The sequence below is a fragment of the Sphingomonas colocasiae genome (assembly GCF_019880585.1).
GTDB classification, from domain to species: domain Bacteria; phylum Pseudomonadota; class Alphaproteobacteria; order Sphingomonadales; family Sphingomonadaceae; genus Sphingobium_A; species Sphingobium_A colocasiae.
The window spans coordinates 601,200-619,197 of sequence record NZ_JAINVV010000004.1; the positions used below are offsets into that span (position 1 = coordinate 601,200).

15 protein-coding genes are annotated in these 17,998 nt (G+C 66.0%); 11 read left to right on the forward strand and 4 right to left on the reverse strand.

What is annotated here, in order from left to right; translation table 11 throughout:
- Positions 1 to 135: 135 nt before the first annotated feature.
- Both copD and copC read right to left on the reverse strand, forming a co-directional pair.
- Positions 136 to 993: a copper homeostasis membrane protein CopD gene (gene copD / locus K7G82_RS09185; protein ID WP_222989542.1), complete on the reverse strand. Its 858-nt coding sequence runs from the start codon at positions 991 to 993 to the stop codon at positions 136 to 138.
- A gap of 4 nt (positions 994 to 997) precedes the next feature.
- Positions 998 to 1,396, reverse strand: coding sequence for a copper homeostasis periplasmic binding protein CopC (gene copC, locus K7G82_RS09190; RefSeq protein WP_222989543.1), 399 nt, complete (start codon positions 1,394 to 1,396; stop codon positions 998 to 1,000).
- Between the two features lie 136 nt (positions 1,397 to 1,532).
- Here copC and K7G82_RS09195 point away from each other — a divergent pair, with 136 nt between their 5' ends.
- From K7G82_RS09195 to K7G82_RS09205, 3 genes are read left to right on the forward strand one after another with little or no spacing between them, the layout of a single operon-like run.
- On the forward strand, positions 1,533 to 3,203 hold the full coding sequence (locus tag K7G82_RS09195; protein WP_222989544.1) for an MFS transporter: 1,671 nt from the start codon (positions 1,533 to 1,535) through the stop codon (positions 3,201 to 3,203).
- The gene (locus K7G82_RS09200; RefSeq protein WP_222989545.1) at positions 3,204 to 4,319 is read left to right on the forward strand and encodes an HlyD family secretion protein; all 1,116 of its coding nucleotides are present in this window, start codon (positions 3,204 to 3,206) and stop codon (positions 4,317 to 4,319) included.
- Positions 4,320 to 4,324: 5 nt separating this feature from the next.
- Positions 4,325 to 5,698: an efflux transporter outer membrane subunit gene (locus tag K7G82_RS09205; protein ID WP_222989546.1), complete on the forward strand. Its 1,374-nt coding sequence runs from the start codon at positions 4,325 to 4,327 to the stop codon at positions 5,696 to 5,698.
- A gap of 12 nt (positions 5,699 to 5,710) precedes the next feature.
- Here the strand turns inward: K7G82_RS09205 and K7G82_RS09210 are convergent, their stop codons facing one another.
- The gene (locus tag K7G82_RS09210) at positions 5,711 to 6,697 is read right to left on the reverse strand and encodes an alpha/beta hydrolase (protein WP_222989547.1); all 987 of its coding nucleotides are present in this window, start codon (positions 6,695 to 6,697) and stop codon (positions 5,711 to 5,713) included.
- 57 nt (positions 6,698 to 6,754) lie between these two features.
- On the reverse strand, positions 6,755 to 8,242 hold the full coding sequence (locus K7G82_RS09215) for a hypothetical protein (RefSeq protein WP_222989548.1): 1,488 nt from the start codon (positions 8,240 to 8,242) through the stop codon (positions 6,755 to 6,757).
- A 172-nt stretch (positions 8,243 to 8,414) separates the two neighbouring features.
- Here K7G82_RS09215 and K7G82_RS09220 point away from each other — a divergent pair, with 172 nt between their 5' ends.
- The 8 genes from K7G82_RS09220 to K7G82_RS09255 all read left to right on the forward strand — a co-directional run bounded on the left by K7G82_RS09220 (position 8,415) and on the right by K7G82_RS09255 (position 17,993).
- On the forward strand, positions 8,415 to 9,443 hold the full coding sequence (locus K7G82_RS09220) for a D-alanine--D-alanine ligase family protein (RefSeq protein WP_343228550.1): 1,029 nt from the start codon (positions 8,415 to 8,417) through the stop codon (positions 9,441 to 9,443).
- A complete protein-coding gene (locus K7G82_RS09225) occupies positions 9,436 to 10,230 on the forward strand; it encodes an NTP transferase domain-containing protein (protein WP_222989549.1) in 795 nt (264 codons plus the stop codon). Before K7G82_RS09220 ends, K7G82_RS09225 begins: the two co-directional genes overlap by 8 nt.
- 110 nt (positions 10,231 to 10,340) lie before the next feature.
- Complete coding sequence (locus K7G82_RS09230) at positions 10,341 to 11,123, forward strand: succinate dehydrogenase iron-sulfur subunit (RefSeq protein WP_222989550.1); 783 nt, start codon at positions 10,341 to 10,343, stop codon at positions 11,121 to 11,123.
- 117 nt (positions 11,124 to 11,240) lie between these two features.
- On the forward strand, positions 11,241 to 11,702 hold the full coding sequence (locus K7G82_RS09235; RefSeq protein WP_222989551.1) for a PaaI family thioesterase: 462 nt from the start codon (positions 11,241 to 11,243) through the stop codon (positions 11,700 to 11,702).
- Positions 11,699 to 12,811, forward strand: a complete 1,113-nt coding sequence (gene zapE, locus K7G82_RS09240; RefSeq protein WP_222989552.1) for a cell division protein ZapE — start codon at positions 11,699 to 11,701, stop codon at positions 12,809 to 12,811. Before K7G82_RS09235 ends, zapE begins: the two co-directional genes overlap by 4 nt.
- Positions 12,812 to 13,080: 269 nt before the next feature.
- On the forward strand, positions 13,081 to 14,043 hold the full coding sequence (gene mdh, locus K7G82_RS09245) for a malate dehydrogenase (protein ID WP_222989553.1): 963 nt from the start codon (positions 13,081 to 13,083) through the stop codon (positions 14,041 to 14,043).
- Between the two features lie 87 nt (positions 14,044 to 14,130).
- The gene (gene sucD, locus K7G82_RS09250) at positions 14,131 to 15,015 is read left to right on the forward strand and encodes a succinate--CoA ligase subunit alpha (RefSeq protein WP_222989554.1); all 885 of its coding nucleotides are present in this window, start codon (positions 14,131 to 14,133) and stop codon (positions 15,013 to 15,015) included.
- Positions 15,016 to 15,074: 59 nt separating this feature from the next.
- Entirely contained in the window at positions 15,075 to 17,993 is a 2,919-nt protein-coding gene (locus K7G82_RS09255; protein ID WP_222989555.1) for a 2-oxoglutarate dehydrogenase E1 component, read from the forward strand.
- Positions 17,994 to 17,998 lie beyond the last annotated feature (5 nt).

Here is a 17,998-nt window from a genome sequence, read left to right on the forward strand (position 1 = left end):
CCCCTAATTGATTCGATTTATTTTATGTATCTTATCAATTCTCTATCAAAAATTGAAAGTCGTGACAATTCGGATCGCGAACGTATGGCATCGCGCCATGCGAGTGGCGCGGCAGGCATGTTCCCACGGGTTATGTCAGTCGAGTGGCGAGAGATTGCCCAGAATGGCGACGAGCGCGACGATGGCGACGGCGCAGGCCGTTTCGCATCCGATGCTTGTTCGCAGCGCGCGCCGGGCGGGTGCGGCATCGACCGCGTCGCCACGCAGAAGTGGGGTCAACCGCCAGCGATTGTTCGCGGCGAGCGCGAGCATCGCGAGAAAGGCGAGGAGCTTGAGGGCGAGCAGTCGCCCGTAAAGGGTGTCGGGCAGCCGGGCGAGCGCGTCCGTACCAACGATGAACCAGAGATTGGCGAGGCCGGTCAGCAGGATCGATCCGACGAGGATCGACCCCGCCGTGCCGAAGCGCGACAGCGCATCGTGCAACCGGGCGGTTGCCGTCGTCCGGCTGGCGATCATCGCCAGCAACAGGGCCAACGCGCCCATCCATGCGCCGGCCGCGAGCAGATGGACGATGTCGGCGGTGCGATGGGCCATGCCCGCCAGCCCTTCATGCATCGCGGCATGGCCCGACCAGGCAAGACTGGCGAGCGCGGTTCCGGCGAATATGCCGGCGATGCCGGGGCGCCACGTGAACGGCACGACAAGCGCAAGCGCGCCGATGCGCACCAGAAAGGCGCGCCCCGGATCGGTTTCGAGCGCGATCATCGTCACGGTTTCGCGATCGAGCGTCGCCAGCGTCGCGCCGGTCATGCCTGCTGCCATGCTGGCGAAGGCGAACAGGCTTGCCGCCAGTCCCGCGACCGCCAGCGCGATCAGCCAGCCCGGCCGCCGCGCCGCGCCATCGCCATGGAGCGGATAGACGGCGAGGCCGAAGAGCAGCAGCAGATCGAGATGAACGGCGAAACGGGTGATCGCCGCGGCCGCGTCGATCATCGCGTCAGCGCACCGAAAAGGCGTGCGATCCGGTGATGCGATGCGTGTCCGACGAGACGACATGCCAATCGACCCGGTAGCTGCCTGCGGGAAGCGGCGAGGCGGCCTTGACGACGATCGTCTTGCCGTCGGGGCCGACGGAAGCGGCGGCCTTCATCGGCATGTCGGGATGGTTCTTCATGCCGGGCATGCCGGTCATGATCAGCCTGGCGCCCGACAATTTGGGCATCAGCGTCTCGCTGAAGCTGAGCGTGATCGTGGCGGTACGCGGCACGCTGGCATTGGCAGCCGGATTGGCGCCGACCAGCGACGGGTGGGCCATGGCCGCCACGGGGAACAGCAGCGCGGCGGCGGCCACGGAAAGCAATAGTTTCAATTCCAGTCTCCTCGACGTTGCGATCATTCTACGCGACGAAAAGCCGCGCCCCTCGTACTTTCGCACGATTCTTTCGGACGCTCGCACGGGCGCCATGCATGAAGCGACGGTTGCAATTGGCGGCCCTGATCCCATAGTCGTCCGCGAATTGCCCGGACGCGTCATGACCAGCACGGCACCCTATGTCTTCAAGCCCCATGAACGGCCGACACTGCCGGGGTCGCCCGCAAATCCCGATCATCCGGAACGGCGGCGGCGACTCTATTTCGCGATCGGCTGCCTGATCGGCATCACCGGCGGCCTCGGCAACGCGCTGGTCACGGTCAATCTCAATTTCGCGCAAGGGACGCTCGGCCTCAACAGCGACGAAAGCGCCTGGCTGACCGCCGCCTATTTCATGACCAACGTCACCGCGAACCTGCTGCTGGTGAAATATCGCCAGCAATTCGGGTTGCAGCCCTTCATCCGCTACACGCTCGCCACCTATGCGCTGGCGACGCTGCTGCACCTGTTCGTCCATGGATTCTGGACGTCGGTGGCGGTGCGTGCGGTCAGCGGCATCGCTGCGAGCGGCCTTTCGACGCTGACCATCCTCTATCTGATGCAGTCGATGCCGGCGGCCAAGCGATTGGCGGGGGTGATGATCGGCATCAGCGTTCCCCAACTCGCCACGCCGCTGGCGCGCGTGCTGTCGCCAGGCCTGCTCGATTGGGGCGACTGGCACATGCTCTACTGGTTCGAACTGGGCCTGGCGCTCGCGACACTGGCGGCGGTGATGGCACTGCCGCTGCCGCCGAGCGAGCGCGAGAGGGTGTTCGAACCGCTCGATTTCCTCACCGTCGGCCTGCTTGCACCCGGCCTGTGGCTGCTGATCGCGGTGCTGTCCGAAGGGCGCATCCAGTGGTGGACCGATCGCGAATGGCTTGGCTGGGCGCTCGCGGGCAGCGTCGTCATGATCGCCGCGGCGTTGCTGGTCGAGCATCACCGGCCCAATCCGCTGATCAACACGCGCTGGCTGGGCACGCGCGAGATGCTGCGGCTGATGCTGATCGCGGCGTCGGTGCGGATCCTGTTGTCCGAACAGGCCTTCGGGTCCGTCGGGCTGCTCACCGTGCTCGGCATGCTCAACGATCAGATGGTGAGGCTGAACCTGATCGTGCTCGCCGCTTCGATCGCGGGGTTGGTGACCGCGATCGTCACCTTCCGCCCGGACAATGTCGCGCGTCCGATCACCATCGCCGTCGTGCTGATCGCGGTGGGCGCGTTCATGGATGCCGATGCGACCAATCTGACGCGGCCGAGCAGCCTGTATCTGAGCCAGGCGATCATCGGTTTCGCGGCGCTGCTGTTCATGGCGCAGGCGATGGTGATCGGCATCGCGCGGACATTGCTGGCCGGCCCCAAGAATTTCATCAGCTTCGTCGTGCTGTTCAGCCTGAGCCAGAGCATCGGCGGGCTCGCCGGCAATGCACTGCTCGGCACTTTCCAGGCGATCCGCGAGAAGGTGCATTCGCACGAGCTCGTCCAGTCGATCGTGATGACCGATCCGCTGGTCGCGGCCAGGATTCGCGCCGGATCGGGCGTTGTCTCCGGCGTGGTCGGCGATCCCGCGCTGCGCGGCGCCGAGGGGGCGGTGCTGCTGGCGCAGCAGGTGACGCGCGAGGCGCATATCCTGGCGTTCAACGATGTGTTCATGCTGGTGGGCGTGCTCGCGGTGCTGACGGCGCTTTGGGGGTTCGCGATCCGCTGGTCGATCCGCCGGCGCGGCGAAATCTCGCCGGTGATCGAGTTGCAGCAGAAGATGATGCAGGCGCAGGGCGCCAAGGAGCAGTAAATGGCCGAAAGCGACGCCGATCCCGCACCCGAAAGCGATCCGCAGATTGATCCGCCGCCCGGCGGCTGGCGTCCGCCGGCGAAGGGCAGGCTGGTGGTAATCGCGATCGTCGGCATCGCGGTGCTGGCGGTGCTGGCGATCCTCTATGCGTGGCAGTTGCCGCCCTTCGCGGGCTATGCCGAAAAGACCGACAATGCCTATGTGCGCGGCCGGGTGACGATCATCAGCCCGCAGGTGAGCGGCTATGTCACCAATGTGGCGGTGCAGGATTTCGCCGAGGTGAAGGCGGGGCAGGTGCTGGCGACGATCGACGACCGCATCTATCGCGCGCGCGTCGCGCAGGCGCTGGCCAATGTCAGCGCGCAACAAGCCGCGCTCGCCAATTCCGCGCAGGCGCAACGCTCGCGCGAAGTGGCGACGCAGAGCCAGGATGCCGCCATCGCCAATGCGCGCGCGCAGCTTGTCCGCGCCCAGGCCGATATGCGCCGCGCCGACGCGCTGATCGCCGACGGATCGATCTCCGCGCGCGAGCGCGATCAGACGCGCGCTGCTCTGCTCGCGGCGCAGGCGGGCGTGCGTCAGGCCGAGGCGGGCCGCGCCATCGGCACGCAGGACGTGCGCACCGTGATCGTCGGGCGCGGCGGGCTCGAGGCCGGGGTGGAGGCGGCGAAGGCGCAATTGCATCTTGCCCAGATCGACCTCGACAACACCGTGATCCGCGCGCCCACCGACGGGCAGCTCTCCGAGATCGGCGTCCGCAACGGCGCCTTCGTCACCGCCGGCACGCAGCTTATGTTCCTGGTGCCGCATGATCTGTGGGTGATCGCCAATCTCAAGGAAGCCCAGACTCGCCGGATCGCGGTCGGGCAACAGGCCAGCTTCCGCGTCGACGCGCTGGGCGGAGAGACCTTGACCGGACGCGTGGAGAATCTGGCGCCGGCGGCGGGATCCGAATTCGCGGTGATCAAGGCGGACAATGCCACGGGCAATTTCGTGAAGGTGGCGCAGCGCATCGCGGTGCGCATCCGCATCGATCCAGGCCAGCCGGCGGCGCGGCGACTGCGGCCGGGCATGTCGGTCGAAGCACGGATCGATACGCGCGGTTCCGCCCGGTGACGCGCATGCGCGCCCTGATCCTGCCGCTCCTGCTGGCCGGCTGCGCCGGGCCGGCGGTGGAGATGGCGAAAGTCGAGCCCGTGCAGTCGCTGGCCGCGTGGCGCACCGATGCCGGGCCGACGGCGCCGCTGGACCGCGACTGGTGGATCGGGTTCGGCGATCCCGCGCTGACCGCGCTGGTCGAACGGGCGCTTGCCAACAATGCCGATATCGGAGTCGCCGCCGGTCGGGTGCGGGAGGCGCGGGCGAACGAGATGCTGGCGCGCTCGCAATTGCTGCCGACGCTCGATGCCGGCATCGGCGGCAGCCGTTCGCGCAGCGTCAATCCCTTCGGCAAGGCAGTGGAGCAAAGCGCGGCGCAGCCGCAAATCCAGGCGGCCTATGAGGTCGATCTGTTCGGTCGGCTGGCCGATCAGCGTTCGGCGGCGCGCGACGCATGGCTCGCCAGCCAGGCCGCGCGCGATAGCGTCAGGCTGGCGGTCGCGAGCGCGGTGGCAGGCGGCTATGTCACGCTGCTCGGGCTCGATGCCCGGCTTGCCGTCGCACGCCAGACGCTGGCGGCGCGCGCCGATTCGCTCAAGGTCGCAACATCGCGCGTGCGGACCGGCTATTCGCCGAAGCTGGAGCTACAGCAGGCGCAGGCCGAATATGACGCGACCGCGCAGATCGTTCCGCAGATCGAACTCGCCATCGCCCGGCAGGAGAACGGACTGAGCGTGCTGACCGGGGAGGCGCCGGCGACGATCGCGCGGGGCCGGCTCGACCGCTTGGCCGAACCCGCCCTGCCGGACGGACTGCCCTCCGATCTGTTGCGCCGTCGGCCCGATATCGCACGTGCCGAATATCAGCTCGCCGCGGCCGACGCCTCGCTCGCCGCCGCGCGCAAGCGCTTCCTGCCGCAACTGCGGCTGACGGGTTCCGCCGGCGCGGCGCTGTCGACATTGCTGGCCGATCCCATCGGCATCTGGTCGATCGGCGGCAGCATATTGGCGCCCTTGTTCGAGGGCGGCCGGCTGACGGGGCAGGCGGAGGCTGCGGGAGCGCAGCGCGATCAGGCGGCCTTCGCCTATCGCCAGGCGGTGCTCGTGGGTTTCCGCGAAGTGGAAGACGCGCTGGCCGCGGTGAAGCGCCTCGATGAGCAGCGCGGCTTCGCGACCAGCCAGCGCGACGCGTTGGCCGAAGGGTTGAGGTTGGCGACCAATCGCTATCGCGAGGGTTATTCGCCCTATCTGGAGCAACTCGACGCGCAACGTGGCTTGCTTGGCGCGGAACTGAGCCTGGTCCAGATCCGCAGCGACGCGCTGGCGGCGCGTGTCCAGCTCTATCAGGCGATGGGCGGCGGCTGGAGCCCGCAGGCGATCGCGGCAATGCCGCGATAGCCGGACAGCGGATCAGGGCTTCGCGGCGGGCTTCGCCGGCAGCGCAAGGTCGAATGCCGGCTTGAAGGTCGCCCAGGGCACGCTGCCATGGGTTTCGCCCTCGAACACCTTGTAGACCACCTTGTAGCCGGCGCCGCCCCTCAGGCCCTGAAGCTGCTTGCCGAGCGCGACCGCATTATCGACCATTGCGGCTTCGGCCATGTGCGCCGTCGCCTGCTCGCGGGTCATGCCGGGGGGCAGCGGATCGGGCACCGCCTGCTCCAGGCTGCCCACACCGATGAAGACGCGGGGAGAAAGCCCGGCGGCGAGCTTGCCGGCGAATGCGGGTTCGCCCTTCAGCACGTCCCGCCCTGCCCACCAGATCGACGGGCTGATCGCGACATAGGCATCGAAGGCCGATGGCCGCTTGAACAGGGCGTTGAGCACAGCCAGACCACCGATCGAATGGCCCAGCAGCACGCCGCGCTTCGGATCGATCGGCAGGCTGGCGCCGACCAGCGGCTTGATCTCCTTCTCGATGATGTCCAGCAGCACGTCCGCGCCGGCATATTCGATGCCGTCCACCCCCATCAGCTTCATGGTGGTTTCCATTTTCTGGCGTTCGCCGTCGGTCGGTTGGGCGGGCGTCAGATCGTAGAAGCGGCGGCCCATCATCGTCAGCAGATTGTCGGTGGGATAGCCGATGCCGACGACCACCGCGCCGGCGATCTCTCCGCCCAGCGCGCTGCGCGCCCGGGTGGCTTCGACGACGCTGCCGAAATAGGCGTTGCCGTCGAGGACATAGACCACCGGATAGCCGCCGGGCGGCGGCGGCGTGAGCGGCATCGCGATGAACAGTCGATAGTCCTTGCCGTTCGCCTTGGCGGTGAAATCCATCTGCTGCGAGAAGGCGACGGTGACAGGGGTCTTGGGTGCGGTGGCGGTGGTGGCGGGTGCCTGAGCGGCAGCGGCGGATGACCAGACCAGAGCGGCTGCCAAGGCCGAAACGTAGATGCGCATATGCTCTCCCCCTTTGTCCGGATATTTCAGAAACGGGCGCTTCGCCGGGCGACGATGCTATCCCGCCGTCCGCACCCGTTCGATCGCATCGACGATCACCGCCATGTCGCCGGCCAGCCGCGTTTCGAGTGCGTCGTCGTCGAGCGCGTCGAATGCGCTGACTTGCGGCATCGACAGGCCGACCCGCAATGTGCCGCCCCAGCGCCCATCGGGCAGCCGGACGCATTTGACCGGCTGACCCAGCCGTACGCCTTCATCGACCAATGCGCGGTGGATGCGTTTCGCCTCGTCGAAATCGGGGCTGCCGGGCAGGCCCGATATGTCGATGGTGGAGAGCGTCCGCATCTCGATCGGATGCGCGTCGCCCTCGGCGCGCTCGCCCGGTGCGTAGGGGGCCATGCGTCGTCCGCCGAGCCGCTCGACGAAGGCGGTACGGACGGCGGCGTGGAAGGCCAGGATGACGCGCGTCACCCGGTCCGTGCCCAGCGCCTGGAAGCGCTCCAGTTCGAACACCGATGCCTCCAGCCGCAGCAACAGGCCCAGATTGGCTTCGCGCGGCAACAGATCGGCATCGGGCCAGTTGTCCGGCCATTCGGCGCGGCGGAAGATCTTGCAGAAGGCGATGGGCATCGGCGCCGACGCTTCGACCATCGCGCGCGGCACCAGCGCGAAGCCGTTGAAGGGCGGGCCGCCCATGAATTTGGATCCGGTGACGAGCACGGCGCAGCCGCGCGCCAGATAATCGGCGATGGCGGCGCTGGTGATCCGCGCCTGACAGGCGTCGACGATGAAGCTGACGGTGTCGCCATGGCGATCCACCAGCGCGTCGAGATGCTCGAAGGCGGGCAGCACCAGCCCGGTCTTCGATCCATGGACGACATGGACCAGCGTGTGCTTGCGGGCCCGCGCCGCCTCGTCGACGGCGAGGTCGATCCGTCGCGCGATTTCCTCTGGGCGATAGGCGGCACCGCGATCGTCGCGGACGGGCACATTGTAGAGCTCGATCTTCGCGGGCAGCCGGCCGCCCATGGGCTCGCCCTTCACCACCTTGATCCCGCGCGCCGTCTCGTTTGCGAAGAACTGGCCGTGCGCGGAATAGACGCAGCCGCTGCCGACCTCGTCGGCGCCGAGCAGAATGTTGCGGATGCCCGCTTCGCTGCGTTCCTTGCACAGGGCGAGGCCGACATATTCGAGATCGGTGCCCGACGGCGCGAACACGATCTCCACGCCGTCGCCCAGGCGATAGGCCCGGCGGATGCGCGCGCGCAGCGCGTCGAGCGCGTCCTGATAGCCCTGTGGCGACAGGATCAGATCGGGCGCGACCTCCGCGAGCCTGCGGCAGACATGGTCGAACGCGGGTGCCGAGATGTCGTTGGCGGTCGACGAGGCATAGGCGATCGCGGAGGACGGGCGGGGCGACGAGAAATACTGGTTCAGCCCGGTCGCGGGATCGAGGACGATGCGGGCATCGCCGCCCCGGGTGAGGAGATCCGCCGCCGCGTCTGCGAAGACGGCGGTATCGACGGCGGCGGCATTCGGCTTCATCACTTGATCCAATCCCTATCATCACGCGGATTGCCCGCCGCATATGCCGCGTTCTTGCGGCAAAATCATCGCCTATTATTTCGCGCGCTGATCGGGTGATGTGGACGCAAGGCGCTTCCACCCCGACGGATCCGGTCTTATATGGCCGCGGTTTCAAGCAAAAGGCCGGTTCGTGACTCAAACGCCCAAGACGCTCCGCATCCCGCAGGAGGCGAAGGATCGCCTCCGCATCATGTTCATCGCGAAGCACGCGCTGGGCGATGGATCGCTTCACCCGGAAGACGGCAACCATGCCGTCTATCATCATGAGGTGCGGACGATCCTGGAAGGGCTGGGGCTCAACCTGCTGCTCGCCAATCGTTACGAGGCGCTGTTCGAGGATCCGGGCGCGGACTTCGTCTTTCCCCTGCTCAATCGCGGCGGTTTCCTCAATTCGGAAATGCTGTTGCCGCTCTTGTGCACGCGGCTCGGCATCCCGTTCCTCGGCGCATCGCCGATCGTGCGCGGCCTGTCCGACGACAAGCATCTGACCAAGCTGGAGGCGAAGGCGCGGGGCGTGCCCACCAGCCCCTGGGCGATCTATCGCCGTGGCGCGCCGGTGCGCGAGGCCGATTGCCCGATGGCCGAGCGCATGGTGATCAAGCCCAATGCCTCGTCGGCGAGCTGGGGCGTGTCCGACGCGTTCGACTGGAAGGGCGTGGAGGAGGCCGTCGCCGGCATCCATGCCCAGGGTCATGACGCGATCGTCGAACCCTTCCTCAACGGCAGCGATGTCGAGGTGCCCGTCATCACCGTCGACGGCGAACCCTATATCATGCCGATGATGCTGTTCGAGCAGGCCGATCCCAGCCATCTCCGCACCTATTACGAGAAGCGCGACCTGGTCGATCGCGCGCAGAAATATCAGCTCGTCGAATTCCAGGATTCCTATTGGCAGCCGAAGATCGACGCGCTCACCCGCAAGATGGTCGAGGTGTTCCGTCCCTTCGATTATGGCCGCTACGAATTCCGTCTCGACCTTGAAAAGGGCGAGGTCCAGATGCTGGAGGTCAACCTCAACTGCAATCTCTGGTCGCAGAAGGTCTATGGCCGTTCCGCCAGGGCGGCGGGCATCTCCCAAGAAGCGCTGATCGAGACGATCCTGTGCGAAAGCCTGATGCGGCACGGCCTGATCGAGCGGAGCGCGGTTTCGGGTGACTGACGGCTTCACCGTCCTCGTCCTCGCCGCGCAGCGCGCCGGGGTCGAGAATCCGCTCGCGGTTCGCGCCGGGGTCAGCCACAAATGCCTGGTGCCGATCTGCGGCAAGCCGCTGATCACGCATGTGCTCGACACGCTGACGACGATGCCCGGCATCGGGCTGATCCGCATCTCGGTGGAGCCCGACGCGGTGCCCGAACTGACCGCGCTGGTCGCGGCCTATGCGCCGGCGGGCGTGTCGATCGATTTCGTCGAGTCGGATTCCAATATCGCGGAAAGCGTGATCCGGGCATCGGCCGGGGTGCAGGCGCCGATCCTGATCACGACGGCGGACAATGTGCTGCTGAGCCACGATTCGCTGCGCCGGATGCTCGACGCGTTCGCCGGCGGGGCGGATGCGGCCGCGGCACTCACCACGCGCGGTGCGATCCATGCCGTCCATCCGGAGGGGCAGCGGCGTTTCTACGAATTCCGCGACGACGCCTATTCGAACTGCAATCTCTACGGGCTGTCCGGCGCGCATGCGCTGGCGGGCGTGGAGGTGTTCCGCGAAGGCGGGCAGTTCGCCAAGAATCCGAAGCGGCTGATCACCGCCTTCGGACTGATCAACATCCTGCTGATGCGCTTCAGGCTGGTGTCGATCCATGGCGCGATGAAGCGCGCGTCGCGCCGCTTCGGATTGCGGATGGAGGCGGTGGTCCTTGCCGATGGCAGCCAGGCGATCGACGTCGACAATGAGCGCACTTATGCGATCGCAGAGGGCTTGCTCGCGAAAAAGCTCGGGTTGTGATCTTCGGCCCCTGTCTGCGAAGATGTCTGTGAAGAAGCGGTTTTAGGTCTTCCCTCCCCGGGGTCTTGGGACTATCGGCTTGGCGGACTTTCATCCCGGGGATCGAGCGAATGGCCGAGTTCAGGCTGCCGAAGAACAGCACCGTCAAGAAGGGCAAGGCGCACAAGGCCGCCGATGGCGCCGGCAATGTCCGTACCTTCAAGGTCTATCGCTACGATCCGGACAGCGGCGAGAATCCCCGTTACGACACGTTCGATGTCGATCTCGACAATTGCGGGCCGATGGTGCTCGACGCGCTGATCAAGATGAAGAGCGAGCAGGATCCCTCGCTCACCTTCCGCCGTTCCTGCCGCGAGGGCATTTGCGGATCCTGCTCGATGAACATCGACGGCCGCAACACGCTGGCCTGCACGCATGCGATCGAGGATTGCAGCAAGGAAGTCCGCATCACGCCGCTGCCGCATATGGACGTGATCAAGGATCTGGTGCCCGATTTTACGCATTTCTATGCGCAATATGCCTCGATCCAGCCCTGGCTGAAGACGGTGACGCCGGCACCCTCGGGCAAGGAGCGGCTGCAGTCGCCCGAGGATCGTTCGAAGCTGGACGGGCTTTACGAGTGCATCCTGTGCGCCTGCTGCTCCACCTCGTGCCCCAGCTATTGGTGGAATTCCGACAAGTTCCTGGGCCCGGCGATCCTGCTTCAGGCGTATCGCTGGCTGGCCGACAGCCGCGACGAGATGACCGGCGAGCGGCTCGACGAGCTGGAGGATCCGTTCCGCCTCTACCGCTGCCATACCATCATGAACTGCTCCAATGTCTGCCCCAAGGGGCTGAGCCCGGCGCGCGCGATCGCCGAGGTGAAGAAGATGGTCGTCGAACGGCAGATTTGAGGATCGGGCGGCTCATCTCGCACGCGTCATCCCAGCGAAAGCTGGGATCTGCCGACCAGATGGCGCGTTGCCGGCAGCAGACCCCAGCCTTCGCTGGGGTGACGATCTGAGTTTGGCATGACGAAGGCATCCTTCATCCATCAGCCCGATCCCGACAATCCGGGCTGGATGACGTGGGAACTGAGCGATCCCACGCGCTTCAACAGCCTGCTCGGGCGGATGATGGTGCGGCTGGAGCCCGACGGCCAGGCGCGGGTACGGATGTTTCCGCAGCATGTGCATTCCAACCTGTCGAACAACCTGCATGGCGGCACGATCCTGGCGTTCATCGATGTGGCGCTGTTCGCCGGATCGCGCCTGTTCGGGCTGATCGAGGCGGGCACGGCCGTCACGCTGGACCTGTCGGTGCAGTTCATCGGCGCGGGCCGGGTGGGCGAGCCGATGGATGCGGTGGTCGAGGTGCTGCGCGAAACCGGCCGGCTGCTGTTCCTGCGCGGGCTGGTCGTCCAGGGCGATCACAAGGTGGCGGGCTTTTCCGGCACCATCCGCAAACCCACGAGCAAACCGGACGCTGAGTGAGCAACGTACTCGATCGTTATGAGGCGCTGGTCGCCGCCGGCGAACTTCGCCCCGACCGTGAGCAGCGCCGCGCGGCCGAGCGGCTCAACACGCTGCAACAGGCGCTGGAGGCGACACCCAAGCGCGGCAGCGTGCTGTGGCGGCTGGCCGGCAAGGCGCCCGAGCCGCCACGCGGCGTCTATATGTGGGGCGGGGTGGGGCGCGGCAAATCCATGCTGATGGACCTGTTCCACGATTGCCTGCGCATCCAGCGCAAGCGTCGCGTCCATTTCCACGAATTCATGCTCGAGGTTCATGCCCGCCTGCGCGTCGAGCGGCAGAAAGAGGCGGGTGATCCGATCGTGCCCGTCGCCGAGGCGCTGGTGGGCGAGGCGCGCCTGCTCGCCTTCGACGAAATGGTGGTCAACAACAGCGCCGACGCGATGATCATGTCGCGGCTGTTCACCGCGATGATGGCGCGCGGGCTGACCGTGGTCGCGACGTCGAACCGCGCGCCGAAGGATTTGTACAAGGACGGGCTCAACCGCGAGCATTTCCTGCCCTTCATCGCGTTGATCGAGCGCGACCTGGATGTGATCACGTTGAACGGCCCCGTCGATTATCGGCTGGAGCGGCTGAGCGGCGTCGAGACCTGGCACACGCCGCTGGGGCAGGAGGCGACCGACGCGCTGCGCGACGCGTTCTTTCGCCTGACCGATTATCCGCCCGAAGACAGCGCGCATGTGCCGTCCGAGGAACTGCCGATCCCAGGCGGGCGGAGCATGCATGTGCCCAAGAGTCTGAAGGGCGTCGCGGTCTTCTCGTTCAAGCGGCTGTGCGCGGAGGCGCGGGGCGCCGCCGATTATCTCGCGATCGCGCGCCGCTATCACACCGTGATCATCGTCGGCATTCCGCGGCTCGGCCCGGAGAACCGCAACGAAGCGGCGCGCTTCGTGACGCTGATCGACGCGCTCTACGAGCATAAGGTGAAGCTGCTTGCCGGCGCGGCGGCGGAACCGCAGCATCTCTACGAACAGGGCGACGGCGCCTTCGAGTTCGAGCGGACGGTGAGCCGGCTGATGGAAATGCAGTCCGACGACTATCTCGCCCGGGGGCATGGTCAGGAGTGATCATGTCCATGGCCGACGCTTCGAAGTCGGCGGGGATCGATTTCCGGTTTTTCGCGTTCACAAGGGGGCGAGGGCATGGGCTGATCATGTCCGTCGATCCTTGCTTTCAGCGCCTTATTGCAACTAATTATAAGTTGCAAAGATTTCCATGGGGCGGAAGCGCTTCCTAGGTTGCCCTTGTCATCCAATGCGCCTAAGCGGGCGCCAATCTTGGATGGGCGGGGCCCGAGTCATGGCCGTTTTCCGCCCCGGCGAGGGAGAAAGACTGCATGGCTCGTAAAAAGATCGCGCTCATTGGCGCCGGGAATATCGGTGGAACGCTCGCGCACCTCGCGGCGATCAAGGAACTGGGCGACATCGTCCTGTTCGACGTCGTGGAAGGCGTGCCCCAGGGCAAGGCGCTCGATCTCAGCCAGTGCGGCCCCGTCGAGGGCTTCGACGCGAAGATCATCGGCAGCAACGACTATGCCGATATCGCGGGCGCGGACGTGATCATCGTCACCGCCGGCGTCGCCCGCAAGCCGGGCATGAGCCGCGACGACCTGCTCGGCATCAACCTGAAGGTGATGAAGGCGGTCGGCGAGGGCATCAAGAACAATGCCCCCAACGCGTTCGTCATCTGCATCACCAACCCGCTCGACGCGATGGTCTGGGCACTGCGCGAATTCTCGGGCCTGCCGCACCACATGGTCGTCGGCATGGCCGGCGTGCTCGACAGCGCGCGCTTCAGCCATTTCCTGGCCGATGAGTTCGAGGTTTCGGTTCGCGACGTGAACACCTTCGTGCTCGGCGGCCATGGCGACACCATGGTGCCCGTCGTGCAATATTCGACGGTCGCCGGCATCCCCGTGCCCGATCTGATCGAGCAGGGCCGTTCGACCAAGGAGCGCATCGACGCGATCGTGCAGCGCACGCGCAGCGGCGGCGGCGAGATCGTCGCGCTGCTCAAGACCGGTTCGGCCTATTATGCGCCGGCCACCAGCGGCATCGCGATGGCCGAAGCCTATCTGAACGACCAGAAGCGCCTGCTGCCCTGCGCCGCGCATGTCGACGGCAAGTACGGGCTGGACGGCCTGTATGTCGGCGTGCCCGTGATCATCGGCGCCGGCGGTGTCGAGCAGATCGTCGAGATCAAGCTGGATGACGAGGCCAAGAGCAATCTCCAGGTCTCGGTCGACGCGGTCAAGGAACTGCTCGATGCCTGCAAGGCGATCGACGAGAGCCTGAAGTAATCGCCATCGTCCCCGCTTTTGCGGGGTTGAACCACGATCACGCTGGATCCCCGCGAAAGCGGGGATGACACAAGGAAAGAAGACGCGATGTCGATTCTCGTCAACAAGAACACCAAGGTCATCACCCAGGGGATGACCGGTGCCACCGGCACCTTCCACACCGAACAGGCGCTGGCTTACGGCACGCAGATGGTCGGCGGCGTCACCCCCGGCAAGGGCGGCGAGACGCATATCGGCCTGCCCGTGTTCGATACGGTGGCGGAGGCGGTCGCGAAGACCGGCGCCGATGCCAGCGTGATCTACGTTCCGCCCCCATTCGCGGCGGATTCGATCCTGGAGGCGATCGACGCCGAAGTGCCGCTGATCGTGACGATCACCGAAGGCATTCCGGTGCTGGACATGGTCAAGGTGAAGCGTGCGCTTTCCGGCTCCAAGTCGCGGCTGATCGGCCCCAACTGCCCGGGCGTGCTCACCCCCGGCGAATGCAAGATCGGCATCATGCCGGGCAGCATCTTCAAGCAGGGTTCGGTGGGTGTTGTTTCGCGTTCGGGCACGCTTACCTATGAAGCCGTGTTCCAGACCAGCCAGCAGGGCCTTGGCCAGACCACCGCAGTCGGCATCGGCGGCGATCCGGTCAACGGCACGAACTTCATCGACGTGCTCGAACTGTTCCTGGCCGACGACGCGACCAAGTCGATCATCATGATCGGCGAGATCGGCGGCGACGCCGAGGAGCAGGCGGCGCAGTTTCTGAAGGACGAGGCGAAGCGCGGCCGCAAGAAGCCGATGGTCGGCTTCATCGCGGGCCGCACCGCGCCTCCGGGACGGCGCATGGGCCATGCCGGCGCGATCGTGTCGGGCGGCCAGGGCGGCGCCGAAGACAAGATCGCGGCGATGGAGGAAGCGGGCATCCGCGTCTCTCCCAGCCCGTCCGAGCTCGGCGTCACGCTCGTCGATCTGCTCAAGGGCTGAACGCGGACATCGATCGCCCGCCCGGCAACCGGGCGGGTACGATCACGAAGGACGGTGACATGGGTTATGAAGGCCAGGAATTCGACGATATCGCGGGCGTGAGCCCGGGGTTCGTGGAAGGGCTCTACCGCGTTTATCAGGCGACGCCCGACAAGGTCGAACCCGCCTGGCGCGCCTGGTTCGAGGGGCTGGAGACCACGGCCTCCGGGCCGAGCTGGGCGCGCGCGAACTGGCCGCTCAAGGAAACCGACGCGCTCACCGCCGCGCTCGATCCCACGCAGATGGCGGTCGAGCCCAAGGCCGCTAAGCCGGCGCCCGCCGCGCCCGCGCCGGTCTCGTCCGACGCGATCGCCGCGGCCGCTGGCGACGCGATCCGCGCGCAGATGCTGATCCGCACCTATCGCGTGCGCGGGCATCTGGCCGCCAATCTCGATCCGCTGGGCCTCAGCCAGCGCGAATTGCCGGCCGATCTGACCCCCGAATATCACGGCTTCTCCGGCGCCGATCTCGATCGCCCGGTCTATCTGGGCGGCACGCTGGGCCTGGAAAAGGCGACGATCCGCGAGGTCGTCGAGATATTGCGCGCCAATTACTGCGGCAATGTCGGCCTGGAATATATGCATATCTCCGACGTGGAGGAGCGCCGTTTCCTGCAGGAGCGGATGGAGGGCAAGGACAAGGCCATCCAGTTCACGCCCGAGGGCAAGAAGGCGATCCTCGCCAAGGTGATCCAGGGCGAGCAGTACGAGAAGTTCCTGGGCCGCAAATATGTCGGCACCAAGCGCTTCGGCCTGGACGGCGGCGAATCGATGATCCCCGCGCTCGAAGCGGTGATCAAATATGGTGGCCAGCTCGGTGTTCGCGAGATCGTCTATGGCATGGCGCATCGCGGCCGCCTGAACGTGCTCGCCAATGTGATGGCGAAGCCGTTCCGCGTCATCTTCCACGAATTTTCGGGCGGCTCGGCCAACCCCGAGGATGTCGGCGGTTCCGGCGACGTCAAATATCACCTCGGCACCTCCACCGATCGCGAGTTCGACGGGATCAGCGTCCATATGTCGCTGGTGCCCAACCCCTCGCACCTCGAAACCGTCGACCCCATCGTTCTCGGCAAGGCGCGCGCCACGCTCGCCATCCGCGACGATCTGGAGGAGATGGATCAGGTCCTGCCCGTGCTCATCCACGGCGACGCCGCGTTCGCGGGGCAGGGCATCGTCTGGGAGACGCTCGGTTTCCAGGGCATTCGCGGCTATGCCAGCGGCGGCTGCATCCATTTCATCATCAACAACCAGATCGGCTTCACCACGTCGCCGCAGTTCGCGCGCAACTCGCCCTATCCCTCGGATGTGGCGAAGGGCGTCCAGGCGCCGATCTTCCACGTCAATGGCGACGATCCCGAAGCCGTGACGTTCGCCTGCAAGATGGCGATCGAATATCGGCAGAAGTTCGATCGCGACGTCGTGATCGACATGTGGTGCTATCGCCGCTTCGGCCATAACGAAGGCGACGAGCCCAGCTTCACCCAGCCGCTGATGTACGCGAAGATCCGCCAGCATCCGCCGGTCAGCGCCATTTATGGTGAGCGGCTGGTGAGCGAGGGCGTGATCGACGGCGCATGGGCCGAACAGTCGAGCCAGTCGTTCGTCGATCTGCTCGAAGAGGAGTTCGAGACCGCCAAGGGCTACAAGCCCAACAAGGCGGACTGGTTCGCCGGCCGCTGGTCGGGCCTCAACAAGCCCGCCGATTCAGAAACCGCGCGTCGCGCGGTGGAATCGGGCATCGAGAAGAAGCTGTTCGACAGCCTCGGCCGCACGCTGACTACGGTTCCCGACGATCTCGTCATCCACAAGACGCTTGGCCGCATCCTCGATGCCAAGCGCGAGATGTTCAAGACGGGACAGGGCTTCGACTGGGCGACCGGCGAGGCGCTGGCCTATGGCTCGCTCGTCTCCGAAGGCTTCGGCGTCCGCCTGTCCGGCCAGGATTCGGGGCGCGGCACGTTCAGCCAGCGTCATGCCGTCTGGGTCGACCAGAATGACGAGCATAAATATGTGCCGCTCGGCACCGTGCCGCACGGCCGGTTCGAAGTGCTCGACAGTCCGCTCTCCGAATATGGCGTGCTCGGTTTCGAATATGGCTATGCCATGGCCGATCCGAAGACGCTTGTGCTGTGGGAAGCGCAGTTCGGCGATTTCGCCAACGGCGCGCAGATCGTCATGGACCAGTATATCGCGGCGGGCGAAGCCAAGTGGCTGCGCGCCAACGGCCTCGTGATGCTGCTGCCGCACGGCTATGAAGGGCAGGGGCCGGAGCACAGCTCCGCGCGCCTGGAACGCTATCTCCAGCTTTGCGCGCAGGACAATATCCAGGTCTGCAACATCACCACCCCGGCGAATTATTTCCATGTGCTGCGCCGGCAGATGCTGCGTCCGTTCCGCAAGCCGCTGATCATCATGACGCCCAAGTCGCTGCTCCGCCACAAGATGGCGGTGTCGAGCGCCGAGGACTTCATGGGCGATTCGCACTTCATGCGGATCAAGTCCGACACCAATGCCCCCAAGGCGGGAGACGTGAAGCGCCTCGTGCTCTGTTCGGGCAAGGTGGCGTACGACCTGATTGAGGCGCGCGACGCGGCGGGCGACAAGAATACCGAGATCGTCCGGATCGAGCAGCTTTATCCCTTCCCGGGTGAGGCGCTGACCGCCAGGCTCGAACGCATGACCAATCTCGACGAGGTGGTCTGGTGCCAGGAAGAGCCGAAGAACAACGGCGCCTGGTCGTTCGTCGAACCATATATCGAACAGTCGCTGGCGGATGCCGGCACCAAGCCGAAGCGCGCGCGCTATGCCGGCCGGGCGGCGTCCGCATCGCCCGCCACCGGCCTCGCCAAGCGGCATGTGGCCGAACAGGGCGCGCTGGTCGCCGATGCGCTCGGCCACAGCGTTCGCCAGGAAATCCGGCGCCAGAAGAAGGGTTGAACTGA